Below are 12,483 nucleotides of genomic sequence, written 5' to 3' on the forward strand. Positions count from 1 at the left end.
TGCTCGCCGGACTGCGCATCCCCCACATCCGCGCGCGGTTCGGCGACCGCACGATGGAGCTGGCCGCGGTCCTGCTGGCCGTCGGCCTCGTCCTGCTCGGCCTGGTTTCGTGGGTCGCCCAAGGGAAGATCTGGCTCGCCTGCTTCGAAGTGCTCGCCGTGCTCCTGGGGGCGGCGCAGGCGAGCCAGTACGGCCCGTTGGTCGGGACGGTCCTGGCCGCGGTGCCCCCGCGCATCGCGGGCCTGGCCGGCGGCTTGTTCACGACAGCACAACAGGCCGCGCTGGCACTCGGCATCGCCACCATCGGCGGGCTCTTCGGCACCCTCGCCCCCGCGCTCGGCCGGCAACACGCCTTCACGATCGCGCTCGGCGGGCAATTAGCCACGACCGCGCTGTTCTGGGTCCTCGCGCGGCGGCTCCGGGACGCACCGCCCTCACCGATTTCCCGCAATCAACGGCAGAAAGGCAACCACCCGTGATCAAGATGGTCATCACGCTGAAGCGCCGGAAGGACATGACCCACGAGGAATTCACCCATTACCAGCAAAAGATCCATCGGCCGCTGCTGATGTCGATCCCGGAGTCGGAGCGCTACATCCGCCGGTTCGTCGTGTCCTACCCGGTCGCGGCACCCCGGTACCCCGAACCGGAGTACGACTCGGTGGTCGAGGCCTGGTTCGACAGCATGGCCGACCTCGAAGCCCTGTTCTTCAGCGACAACTTCCTGAAGATCGTCGACCCGGACCACGAAAACTTCATCGATCTCTCGAACTTCGGCCGGATCATCTGCGAAGAGGACGTCGTCGTCGACCGCGGCTGACAGCTGCCCGGTAAGTCATCCGGCCGGTCACGTGGGCGGAAGGGCACCTTCCTCACGTCATGCACCGAAGGTGCCCTTCAGCCCACCTCGCGCCCAGTGGTAACCGTCAGGAGAATGTCCTGGTGATCGCCGCGAAACGGGGCTGGCCTTCCTGGGCGATGTCGGGCACCCGAGCCACGCTAAGCGCGCCGGCCACGCTGAACGCGGCGAGGCAGGCGAACATCGCGAAGAACCCGCCGGCGGCGAGGAGTGCCGGTGCCACGAACGGCACGAGCGCGACGGGCAGCGTGCTCGCGATGTTGAGCACCGCGAAGTCCTTGCCCGCCGACTCCGGATCAGGCAGCACGCGCGGGCAGAGCGCGAAGTCCGTGGCCAGGAAGGCGCCGTAGCCCAGTGACATGACCGCCGTGCCCAGGTACACCACCGGAACGCTCGGTGAGAGCGCCACCAGGACCAGTCCCCCGGCGAGCACGAGACCACCGGCGAAGACGAACGGCTTCTGCCGCCGGATCCGGTCGGAGAGCCAGCCGGTCAGCCACGCCGTGCCCGCGACCCAGGCGATCCGATCAGCGTCACCACGAAATCAGCCCCGGAACCGCCTCGGCCGGGACCGCGAACCGCTGGGTGAACACGAAAGCCAGGTAGCTGTTCGAAGCCCACGCCGCGGTGATCAGGAACCGCACCAGCCACGCCCAGCCGAACGCGGGGTGCCGGCGCGGGCTGACCCAGTACGAACGCAGGATGATCGCCAGGCTGAGCCGCGGCTCGTCCGCCGGGACCCGGTGGGGGTCCCGCACGAGCAGGCACGCCCGCGGCGCTCAGCACGCCGACCACATCTGTAGAATTCGCCGAATTGCAAGCGTGCATGCCAAACTGGGCACCTGGGGGTGTCTCCTGCCTTTCCGTCATCTGGCCGCGGCTGACTGATTGTTCCGCCAACTCGTGTTCCGGTGCGCGCGGCACACCGTCATCGACAAAGTGCCGTCTGCCGTCAACCTGTACCGGTGCATACTGCAGCTACGGATGAACGATCGATGTCACCCCGGCACCGAATTCTCCCGCATACACGTCGCGACCTACTTTCCGAGGTGTCGCAGCAGACAGTCGCGGAGAGTATGGCCTTCGTGCCGATGACGACCGCAGTCGACGCCACTCGCCGTCGCTCTCGCATCGGTGACCGTCGGTGTCATGCCGCAGCCAACGAGCATCGCCCATTTAATTGGGCAACCCGGACGATACGAGCTGCAATGCGGCCATTCGAGTGCACATCGACGCCAAGCTCGTCATCAGCGCCACGCGACTGCGTTTCCCCTCGACCCGAATCCGCCTCAAGCACCGAGGTACACAATGATCAGTACCGCCAGCCGAGCTACCATGCCACGCGTTGTCTTGCCGCGCCGGGCCGGCGCCCGGCTTCGCCGGCAGGCCACCGGAGGTCATGGCCTGAGGTTCGCGTTCTACGGGCGGATGTCCACGGTCGAGTTCCAGGACCGGGCAACGTCGTTGGGGTGGCAGCGGGAGGTCGCCGAGGAGACGATCCGTGGCCGCGGTGTGATCGTGGCGGAGTACTTCGACGAAGGGTGTTCACGTCGGCTGCCCTGGCGTCAACGGCCGGCCGCGGCCCAGCTGATGGCAGCCGCGGAGAATCCGAACCGCTCGTTCGATGCCGTCGTGATCGGAGAGTACGAGCGCGCGTTCTACGGCGACCAGTTCGACGCCGTGCTGACCACGCTCCAGGAGCAAGGCATCCAACTTTGGCTTCCCGAAGCGGACGGTCCGGTGAACCTTGATGACCCGGTGCACCGGGCGCTGATGCTCCTGCTGGGGTCCCAGTCGCGTCGCGAGGTGCTGCGGGCCCGGCACCGCGTGCTGGCTGCGATGGGCGTCCAGGCCCGTGTTCAAGGCAGGTTCCTCGGCGGCCGGCCGCCCTACGGCTACCGCCTGGTCGATGCCGGTCCCCATCCGAACCGGGCCCATGCGAGCTGGGGTCGCCGCCTGCACCGTCTGGAACTCGATCCGGCCACGGCACCGTGGGTGCGGTGGATCTTTCAGCAACGAGCCACCGGACGCAGCGTGGCCGGCATCGCCCGGGAGCTGAACGACCGCGGCATCCCGTGCCCGTCAAGAGCCGATCGGGACCGCAACCGACACCGAACGAAGCACGAGTGGATCGTCCGGACGGTGGTCGGGATTCTCGAGAACCCCAAGTACACGGGACGGCATGTGTGGAACCGGCACGGCGCCAGAACAACCGGGCCGGCCCACCACCCGTGGTCCCACCCAACCGTCGGCGGCGCAAGGGTGGGCCAAGTCGGACAAGGTGACACATCCGGCACTCGTGGACGAGGCCACCTTCCTCGAGGTCCAGGGCATGCGCGCAGCCCGGCCCACCCGGCACGGTGACACTAGGACGTACGTGTTGGCGGGACTCGTGCAATGTCAGCTGTGCGGCCGCCGGCTGGACTCGCACTGGGTCAACGGCCGACCGGGCTACCGCTGCCGCCACGGCCACACCAGCGCCCGCAACCGCCCACCGGGGCTCGCGAAGAACGTCTACGTCCGCGAAGACCACTTACTCGACGATCTCCGCGCGCGATTAGCCGAGACGGTCGGTGCCGACGGCACGTCGATCGCCGACTACCTGAGATCGAACAACCTGACTATCATGTGTGGCAGCCCGACTCGAGAAGTCAAGGCATGCAGCCCGCAATCCGCACTTGCCACGATCGACCAGACCGTCGGCGACCAGCTGCTGCTACTCTGACGCAGCCGCGACGCCCGGCTCTATGGGGTAATTGAGTGTCCGAGGACGATCTTGCTCGGTAGGAACAACCCTCAGCCTCTAAGATGCTTCCCAGGTAAGCTATTAGAAACCTGAGAAGTAGCTATCGCACTCGAAGACCGACCATGGACGATCTTACACGTTAACCACAGAGATCCGCGCCGTGCGTTGAACTCTACAAACAGGGCGGTCAAGTAACAGCTCGTGTCCGACTCCCGACTCCTAGACATGGTCATCTCTGCGAGCCTAAGCGCACTCAACCCGGTCGAACGCGCATTGGTCGAGCACGTGGAGAGCGGGAAACTACTCGACTTGGCCGGCGATGACCCCATCGACGAGACCGCCATGCGTTCATGGGATGAGTCCCGGACCGTCCGCGCACAGGTTCTGCGCCACATTATCCGAGGGCGCCTGGCAGGCGACGCGGACCCGCACGGGCTACGCCTTCGCGGAGCTCGCATCGCGGGCCGCATCGACTTGGAGAACATCACGAGCACGGTCGCGCTCGACCTGCGAAACTGTCTACTTAGCGAAGGGATCAATGCCCGAGACGCACACTTGCCAGCTATCATTTTGAAGGGATGCCGACTCAATAACTCACATGAACCCGCCCTCGATGCAGCCGGACTCTCCGCAGCAGTTTTTACGTGCAGCGAAACAACAATTACCGCACACAGCAATCGTGGCGCAATGCGGCTTTCTAGCGCCCATCTAGACCGACTAAACTGCAGCGGCTCGAAACTTCACAACGACTCCGGCGCTGCATTAGATGCCGACAGCTTGCACATCGAGCAAGAGGCGTTTCTTGGGGACGGATTTGAGGCGATCGGCTCGGGAAATCGTGGCGGCGTATGTCTGCGCGCCGCCCGGATAGGTGGCTCACTGGATTGCCGGCACGCAATGCTACGAAACGATTCTGGGCCTGCACTTGAAGCGCGCGTTATTCACATCGGTCACGGCATGTTTCTCCGTCGCGGATTCGAGGCCATCGGCGCTGGAGAAAACGGTGCCATATGCCTGAGGGGCGGCCATATCGACGGCACACTGGATTTCGAAGGCGCACATTTACACAACAGCTCAGGTCCAGCAATCGACGCCGACGGACTTCAGGTTGGCGACAACGTGACCATAGACGCTGGATTCAAAGCCGTCGGCGCCGGGGAGCGCGGCACGCTTATATTCAATGGTGGAAATTTCGGCGCACAGCTAATTTGTACCGACGCAACGGTGTATAATAGCTCCGGCGTAGCCCTGAGCGCAGATCGCTTGCAGGTCGACGGCAATGTATGTCTCCAGGGCGAACTAAGCCTCACTGGCGGGGGCGCCCGCGTTACAGCCCACCTCGCCGGTCTCCGAGTCGGCGGATTCTTCTTATTCTCCCCGAAGGAACTGGCACACCCCGACCCCCAGCGGCGACTTGACATAAATGGGTTGTTTTACAGCGGGTTACCCAAAGGCATTGATACCGACTCGTGGTTACAGATTCTGCGAGAGGGTACGTCCGAATACGCGGCCCAGCCCTATCAGCAACTGGCGGCCGCACACCGAGCAGCCGGACACGACCACGAAGCGCGCCGAATCCTCATCGAACAACGTCGCGCCCAACTGCACCGCCATGCCCTCACCGGTCGCGGCGAACGGGCCTGGACACGTCTAACCGGGCTGACTCTTGGATACGGCTACCAACCTTGGAGAGCCTTGCTTGGCTTGCTGGGCGTGCTCGTCATCGCGTCCGCCTTAGCCACCGTCCTCGGTATGCACGGTGGCCTTGCCACAGTGCAGACGCCAGGCAACACGACTACTGGCCACTGCACATTGGTTGAATACCTCGGCGTTGGCCTAGACCTCGGCTCGCCGCTGATCAGCACCGGCGCTCGGACTCACTGCGAATACACCAACACTACTCCCGGCGCGATTCTTACTGTCAGCGGTTGGATACTTCGACTACTCGCATGGGCCTTCGCTACGCTCTTCATCGCTGGGTTCACCGGTGCAGTGCGCAAAACATGAAGTCGATCCTCGACCATGAGCTTGGTCGCAGACTTTCCGGGTCGCGATCCGGGTTGTTGGCAACAAAATCAATACCACTGACCCGTGACAGGTAGGCCGCGATCCTCGCAGCCTACGGAGTAGTCGAAACCTCGGGACAGTTGGCGATGCGTTCATCTTCAGCTTCATTGGCAAGGCCGATTAGTCTAAAAGTCGGGAGGTATCGTCATGCGATCAATTGGCGGAGGTCCGGACGCAGACATGATTCCGTGCCCCGTGTGCGGCGTGACCGTCGGCCGCCAGGAGGAGGCACCAGATGATCAGAGCCTTGTCGACGACCCGTTGCTAACAACACCCCTTTCACGACTGTACGCCTTAGCCGCCGAAACTCGGACCAGCGTGGGAGACGTCCCAGATGACGCATTCGGTGGCACTGCTGGATGTGTAGCAGTCGGCGTCGACGACCAAGGGCAAGTTCACGGCATGGTGCCGCTCTCCGACGCCCTAGATGACGCTTTACGCGCGGACGTACTCGCTTTCGCAATCGCTACTCTTGCGGCGGAGCGTCAGCGAGTCATCGGCGCACCGGACGGTTGGCTTGCCATCGGACGCGACAGACTGCCTGCAGCGGACCGCGGGGTTGGTCATCTGGCATGGCATATGGCCCGTTCCTGCGGCCGTGACACGCCATCAGCTACCTTCGAACTGCTTAACTAATGCCATGTCGAGGACTAACTCGCGTCTCGCCAGCCGTCTTCCGGTGTTCGCGTAGGGCACCTGGGCCAGCGGCGTTGGCCGTGCGAGTTGACGTCGGCTTGGCCGGCCGCTGAAGCTCACCGATGTCGAGCACAGAACCGCACGCCCGCTGCGCGTTGCGCGACCTGTGTGCCGAGGCGCAGACAGGGAAGTCAGCCGCAGGCCGAGATACCTATCGCCGCCGATCGACACAGCAGTGACCCCATCCTTGCGCCGACGGCGGGACATGCGGCCTGGACGGACGGAATCCACCTTATCCGCGATTACCCCTCACTACTCCAGGCTGGGTCGCCGCTACCTCACCACGCGATGACCTCCTAGACGTCAGAGTATCAACCTGGAAGCATGTATCCAATGAGCAAAGATCATATCGAAGAGTCGGATCACGTCGATCCCCTCTGGGAGCGATACGAGATTTCTATCCAGGAAATGCTCTCTGGTCTCGACCGTGCAGCTAGCGTTCTTCACAACGCCCAGGTACCGGGACGACTCAGCCAGATTGCGCGGCAAGTCGACGTTTGGGTAACCGGCACCGTCATCAAACAGGAGATTTCGATTGCCGTCGAATGCAAAAGGAGACAACGTCCAGTCGACGTGCAAATTATCGACGCTTTTATTGGAAAACTGCTCGATATCGGCGCGGACCGCGGAGTAATCTACTCGTATTCAGGCTTCAGCGATGGAGCAAATATGCGCGCACATGCGCCTCAAAGCCCAGGCGTCCTGGCGGTCGCCCTGGAGACTCCTCAAATCGTGAAAGACCTAAATGGCGCTCCTGGCTACCCCGCCGACTTATTGGTCCAGGACGTACCACCACATTGGATCGAAGACTTAGACCGCGAACGTTTTCGGTTCTTCTTAGAAACCGGCGATTCACCGAAGTTCAGCCTGTAGTCAGCGAACACAACGCGCATCATCATAACCTGGAAGAAACCTTAGAATCGCTGTAGCACACGATGGGGTATATTCGACCAATGAACCTCGACTGGGGAAGCGTGCCCGCCTGGCTGACCGGCGCCGGCTCCGTCGCCGCATTGTTCTTTGCCGCCGGAGCAGCTAGAGCTGCCGTACGTTCGTCAAAGGCGCAAGCCAAGCAGCTAGATAAGTTGGAGCGTGAAGCAGAGATCAGAGCACAAGATCAAAAAAGGGAACAGGCAAATCAGATCGCTGCCTGGGTTGTTCTCGACGAGGAAGCGTTACCCTCCGTGCAATGCATCAACGCAAGTGGCCGACCGGTATATAACGTCACCCTGACATGTCATATGGATACGCACACTGTTTCTTGTCTATATGCTGTAAAAAAGCCCGACAACGAGTCCAAGCAGCTGAATTATGCCACAAGGAAAATTCGGGAGTACAGTTCAATGATTTTAGAAGCCGGAACCTGGGGTGATCTGTACCGGCAAGGACACCTGAAAGTGTCGATAAAGTTCTTAGACATATCCGGCGCCTGGTGGCAGCGCGACGAGAATGGAAGACTTCACGAACTGGTGAACGATGACATCTCATCACCTGGTCCATCCGGATCTATTACTCACTAAGCGGACACACTGCTTAAAGACCAAATTCCTCGACACCCGCCCCAAGAAACCCGCGATGGTCGCCTAGGACTCGAACATCGGCGACAGATCAAGCTCTTCGAAGAAGGTCTAATTTAGATAATCCAATTTTACCGCGAGCTTTCATTAAATCACTATGTCGGCATAGACCGGAAACACTCCAATAAGACGTGCTCCTATTCCTTGTCTACCTCTTCAGCCTCCGCATGTTGCCTCTGCATTTCAAGATAGGCGGAATCGTAGGCATTCCTCAACTCACCCAAGCGTGATGACTCCCCTCCGATTGGCTCGTTGCGGAGGTAGCGCCCGAGGACCGCTGTCCCCTCATTACATGCCCTCCAGATGATCGCCTCAGGATCACCAAATGGATGATCGCCGAACCGAGCGACTAGCCAAGCGTCGGAGACGAGGTCGTGAACTAGATTGATCTGGCGGCGCAGTCCAGGGTCTGGCAAATATTCGATGGTCTGCCCCAACCGATCAAGGGCTGAGTGCGTTTGATCCAGGTCGCCCGCAGGAGCAGAACTGACCCAAGCAGCGACCTCTCGGCGATGCCTTTGCAGAATCCGAAGAGCTTCGATTGCCTCGTCCGCTTTCGTGCGACCACGTTCAGCTACGGTCGCCTTTCCGTCCAACTCGTGCTGAAATTTTTGACTTCTCCGCGACTGCCGGCCGCCAAGCCACCCGCCCAGACCAGCCGTTATTCCTGCAGCTATTACCGGGCCCCATGGCCCTACCGCTGAAAGCCATTGCCACAAAGATGTCATCTCCAAAGATGGGTTCCAAGCACCTAATTCCATGAGTGCCACGCGCAACTATCAGCCAGCAGTGTGACTCGCCGACGATTGCAGTGCTGCAACACGACCGTTGTCACGGATTCACTCGACATTGATATCGAATCGTTATCCACATCCTGAAACGAGGAGTCAAGGAGGCGCGACTACATCAATGTTAGGCACCGCTGAGCGCGCTCAGCGGTGCCTAACGGCACAGATGAGAAAGGAAGAATATGGCTGCCTCACTGGTTAATCTAGATGCACTTATCTTGCGAGAGGACTTTGAGGCGACAACAGATGAGCCAGGGCAGCCCAACTTGCTGACTGCCACAATGAAGATCTCCGATCTCGGAGCTGAGAATATCGTCTACTCAGTTCTTCGTAAGCCGGATTTCCAACGCGAAACAGCAAACTGGACTCCACGGAAGGTCGCAGAGCTGGTTCGAAGCTTTCTTGACGGAGACCTAATCCCGTCTGTCATTCTGTGGCGTTCCCCATCGAGCGGGAATATCTTCGTGATTGATGGCGCCCACCGCCTCAGCGCGCTAATCGCATGGGTGCAGGACGACTATGGAGATAGCCACAACTCGCTTCGTTTTTTCGACAATGTCATTCCAGATGAACAGAAGCGAGCAGCAGAAGAGACCCGGAAGCTTATCGGCGAGATGGTCGGCTCATATGCACAACTGTCGACAGCTCTGAAAAATGTCGACACGGCAGCTAAGGAAATGTTGCGAAGGGCTCGCAACATGAGCGCCTTTGCCATTCACCTGCAGTGGGTAATCGGCGAGGCCGAGAAAGCGGAGACGTCTTTTTTCAGGATCAACCAGCAAGCGACACCAATCGACCAGACAGAGCTTGACATGATCAGAGCAAGAAAGAAGCCCAACGCTCTGGCTACCCGAGCTTTTGTGCGAGCGGGTACAGGTCACAAGTACTGGTCTGGTTTTGACACCAAAAGACAAATTGAAGTGGAGAGGATCGCCAAGGAAGTCTACGAGCTATTTTTTCGGCCGACCCTTGAATCGCCAATCAAAACAACCGATCTTCCGGTCGCCGGTCGCGGTTACTCGGCTGATAGCATTCACATGCTATTCGAGCTGGTCAATTTTGTGAACAACGTTCATCCTGAAGCATGGCAGGAGGTGGATTCGACACAGGGAAAGCGTAGCAAGTCACCGGATACACCCAGGCTACAGGATGACACCACTGGCGAAGTCACCTTGACTTTCATGAAAGCTGTACGGGAGATCGCAGTCAGAGTATCGGGAAACAGTCCAGGCTCTCTGGGCTTGAACCCGGCTGTGTACTTCTACAGCGCAACAGGAAGATTTCAACCTGCAGCATTCCTTGCGACCGTGGAGTTTATTTCAAGCCTGATAGAGCACCGAAGGCTCGACCAGTTCACTAAGGTGAGGGCTGGTTTTGAAGACTTCTTGGTGGAGTACAAGTACTTCCTCAATCAGATAACTCAAAGGTATGGAAGTGTAACCAGGTCGGTACCTCACATCGTCTCGATGTATACGATCGTGATGTCGGGAAAGGTTTCAGGTAGCGGCGACGCTAAGATCGTCGCAGCCCTCAAGGCGCAGCCAGCTCTCACCAATACGATTCGTGAGTCGACGGACGAGGATCGTCAATTTGGTCGCAATTTCACTCGTGAAACCAAGAATTCTATATACCTTAGATCTGCATTAGAAACGATCGGGCGATGTGGGATCTGCGGCGCACGTCTACATCTAAAGTCGACAACAGTCGATCACAAAATCAGAAAAGAAGACGGAGGAGCCGGCAGTCCAGAAAATGGACAGCTGACTCACCCATACTGCAACTCGGGTTACAAGGAATCTGGACGTTCGCGGTGATGACGGAACTCATTACGTGCAAACTCCGGATCCGGCGTAGTGAGAATTGACCTCGAACCAGTAGGCACGGTCGGCATGTGTCCGTGCGACTGGCTGGGCGACGGCGCTCAAGCCTGGCAAGCGGGTGCACCACCACGCCGTCAACTCGGTCGCGCACGGCCCGCAGATTCGCGCGATTGTGGCTGTCTGTGGCTGGCAACAGACAGCCAGGGACGGGCGCTCCACCTCCACAGAAGGTCTGGTGGCAAATTCGGCGGTATGACAGGTGAACAGTCTAATAACAGCGGCCAGCTCGGCGAGCGGACTGGGATCATCGGCGGAAGTCGTGGCGCCGCGCGCGTCGACGATGGCCGTACGGCTGGTCAAGCAAAGACCAGCAGATCCGTGGCGGTGAATCGGCAGCGAGCCGCACGCGGTAGGCGCGCGCTGGCTCCACGCCGAGGCACGACCATCGTCGGGCGTCACCCGTTCCGCGCAGCCAGGCAGCTCCTTGCCCAGTCAGCGTCGACCGGTTCGGCCACGCTGACGCCTGCGGCGTTTCGTCACAATGGCGGGACGAGCTTACGTGGGTGTCACGACACGGTCGCATATTTGGCCGTCACAGCCGACCCGCGGACCGTCTCGCCGTCACAAGCACCGTGACTGCACAAAAGCGCGTCGACGTGCGAAGGTGCTGCTCGTGACGGCTGTGACTGGTTGAAATAGACTCGGCACAACCGTCACGTGTGGACACTGCGACGCCGGATTTGCGTCCAAGGCAGAACCACGTGTCACGTCCGGCGATCGACAAAGCGAGGTCGCCGACGTCGAAGTCTCGCCGCGGTACGTGGTCAATGGCTCAAGGACGACCGATCCGATCTTGCCGGCGTGGGATCCCCTGTTCACGCCGATAGATGTCGTCGCAGCGTTCGCACTGCCGAGGAATTTGACGCCTTCGACGCTCATCGGACAGCTCGAACACCGCGGCGCCCGAGGCCCCGCAGAGCATCGTAATGATCTGTCCAGGCGCAGGGACCTCCCTCAGACGGGTTCGATGCCACTCGCCGTCGATTACAGGCTGGATCATGAGTGGGTCGATGTAGATTGCCGCAGTCATCGCGTCGCTCGGCTTAGCGTAGGGGCGCTCAAGGCGGACGTACTCGCCACCTCGTCGTACGCGCGCCGCAGAAGGGCCGTTGCCGTGTCGTAGTAGCGGCTCAGCATCGTCCGATCCGTCAGATAGGTGTTGCAGTGAGGGTGCCTGAGCACCACGGCGATCGGGTCGGATCGACACTCGAAGAGCGTGAAAGCGCCGATCGACTTCAGCGCAGTCTCCGTCGGCGGCATGATCCGGACAGTCACGTGCTTGAGCTGCGCCGCCGCACGAAGGTGTTCGACCTGCTCGTTACGCAGGTCGTCCAAGCCGTGAAGTGCCTGGTCACCGACCAGGAAAACGTAGCGACGTGACCCGTCGTTCAGGGCCTGTTGGCGGACTTGGCGGCTCAGCAGGTCCATGTCCCTGCGGTCGTCCTGCAACACGGCCTTGTCGAGCACTCGTTCGGCATGCGCCCGCGTCTGGAGAAGGTCCGGAATGCACGACGGTGCCCACTCCACGACCCGGGTTGACAGCTGTTCGTACGTCCACAGTAGGTGCCCTAGCTGCGGGTCAGACTGGTCGACCAGGTTCGCGTCGCCAGCGCACGAGGCGAGCGCCATCACCCGGTCGTACTCTGCCGACTCGACCCGGAGGTATCCGAGGACCCAGGCCACGGACGTCGCTGGCGCGACTTTGATGCCCAGCTCCCACGCCGAGAGCGTCGCGGGATGAACACCGATCTTCTCGGCCAGCCTCCGCAGGCCGATTCCGCGGCGCTTGCGGGCTTCGCGCAGGCTGCTGCTGACGGCAACAGTCGCGGGCGGACGGATGATCGGCTTGGGCATCTTCGGGTCCTTGCTG

General features: G+C 60.7%; 10 protein-coding genes and 1 pseudogene. 8 read left to right on the plus strand and 3 right to left on the minus strand.

Features of this window, described 5'->3' with window-relative positions:
• Nucleotides 1-479 (plus strand): annotated as a pseudogene (locus tag ABFJ78_RS36785) (hypothetical protein); the annotation flags it as partial.
• Between the two features lie 5 nt (nt 480-484).
• Nucleotides 485-820, plus strand: coding sequence for an EthD domain-containing protein (locus tag ABFJ78_RS36790; RefSeq protein WP_436392323.1), 336 nt, complete (start codon nt 485-487; stop codon nt 818-820).
• Nucleotides 821-926: 106 nt separating this feature from the next.
• Here ABFJ78_RS36790 and ABFJ78_RS36795 read toward each other — a convergent pair whose 3' ends face one another.
• On the minus strand, nt 927-1,382 hold the full coding sequence (locus tag ABFJ78_RS36795) for an MFS transporter (protein WP_436392324.1): 456 nt from the start codon (nt 1,380-1,382) through the stop codon (nt 927-929).
• Nucleotides 1,383-1,392: 10 nt separating this feature from the next.
• Nucleotides 1,393-1,617 (minus strand): hypothetical protein, encoded by a 225-nt coding sequence (locus ABFJ78_RS36800; protein WP_436392026.1) that lies wholly within the window; start codon nt 1,615-1,617, stop codon nt 1,393-1,395.
• A gap of 670 nt (nt 1,618-2,287) precedes the next feature.
• Between ABFJ78_RS36800 and ABFJ78_RS36805 the strand changes: the two genes are divergently transcribed.
• From ABFJ78_RS36805 to ABFJ78_RS36830, 6 genes are all read left to right on the plus strand, one after another.
• Nucleotides 2,288-3,223 carry a recombinase family protein gene (locus ABFJ78_RS36805; RefSeq protein ID WP_436392028.1) on the plus strand — a complete coding sequence of 312 codons (936 nt, stop codon included), beginning with the start codon at nt 2,288-2,290 and terminating at the stop codon, nt 3,221-3,223.
• Between the two features lie 16 nt (nt 3,224-3,239).
• Nucleotides 3,240-3,584: a zinc ribbon domain-containing protein gene (locus ABFJ78_RS36810; protein ID WP_436392030.1), complete on the plus strand. Its 345-nt coding sequence runs from the start codon at nt 3,240-3,242 to the stop codon at nt 3,582-3,584.
• A 246-nt stretch (nt 3,585-3,830) separates the two neighbouring features.
• On the plus strand, nt 3,831-5,612 hold the full coding sequence (locus tag ABFJ78_RS36815) for a hypothetical protein (protein WP_436392032.1): 1,782 nt from the start codon (nt 3,831-3,833) through the stop codon (nt 5,610-5,612).
• Nucleotides 5,613-6,701: 1,089 nt separating this feature from the next.
• Nucleotides 6,702-7,241: a restriction endonuclease gene (locus ABFJ78_RS36820; RefSeq protein ID WP_436392034.1), complete on the plus strand. Its 540-nt coding sequence runs from the start codon at nt 6,702-6,704 to the stop codon at nt 7,239-7,241.
• A gap of 80 nt (nt 7,242-7,321) precedes the next feature.
• Nucleotides 7,322-7,888: a hypothetical protein gene (locus ABFJ78_RS36825; protein ID WP_436392036.1), complete on the plus strand. Its 567-nt coding sequence runs from the start codon at nt 7,322-7,324 to the stop codon at nt 7,886-7,888.
• Nucleotides 7,889-8,915: 1,027 nt separating this feature from the next.
• Nucleotides 8,916-10,547, plus strand: a complete 1,632-nt coding sequence (locus tag ABFJ78_RS36830; RefSeq protein ID WP_436392038.1) for an HNH endonuclease family protein — start codon at nt 8,916-8,918, stop codon at nt 10,545-10,547.
• 1,092 nt (nt 10,548-11,639) lie between these two features.
• On the opposite strand, the gene ABFJ78_RS36835 is transcribed toward ABFJ78_RS36830, so the two are convergent.
• Nucleotides 11,640-12,467: a Scr1 family TA system antitoxin-like transcriptional regulator gene (locus ABFJ78_RS36835; RefSeq protein WP_436392039.1), complete on the minus strand. Its 828-nt coding sequence runs from the start codon at nt 12,465-12,467 to the stop codon at nt 11,640-11,642.
• Between the last annotated feature and the right edge of the window lie 16 nt (nt 12,468-12,483).

It is taken from the genome of Amycolatopsis sp. MEPSY49 (genome assembly GCF_051337345.1).
In the GTDB taxonomy this organism is placed as follows: Bacteria; Actinomycetota; Actinomycetes; order Mycobacteriales; family Pseudonocardiaceae; genus Amycolatopsis.

Coding starts and splice junctions, on each gene's coding strand:
- ABFJ78_RS36815 (WP_436392032.1), top strand. CDS start 3,831: ATGGTCATCTCTGCGAGCCTAAGCGCACTCAACCCGGTCGAACGCGCA.
- ABFJ78_RS36830 (WP_436392038.1), top strand. CDS start 8,916: ATGGCTGCCTCACTGGTTAATCTAGATGCACTTATCTTGCGAGAGGAC.
- ABFJ78_RS36820 (WP_436392034.1), top strand. CDS start 6,702: ATGAGCAAAGATCATATCGAAGAGTCGGATCACGTCGATCCCCTCTGG.
- ABFJ78_RS36805 (WP_436392028.1), top strand. CDS start 2,288: ATGTCCACGGTCGAGTTCCAGGACCGGGCAACGTCGTTGGGGTGGCAG.
- ABFJ78_RS36835 (WP_436392039.1), bottom strand. CDS start 12,467: ATGCCCAAGCCGATCATCCGTCCGCCCGCGACTGTTGCCGTCAGCAGC.
- ABFJ78_RS36790 (WP_436392323.1), top strand. CDS start 485: ATGGTCATCACGCTGAAGCGCCGGAAGGACATGACCCACGAGGAATTC.
- ABFJ78_RS36825 (WP_436392036.1), top strand. CDS start 7,322: ATGAACCTCGACTGGGGAAGCGTGCCCGCCTGGCTGACCGGCGCCGGC.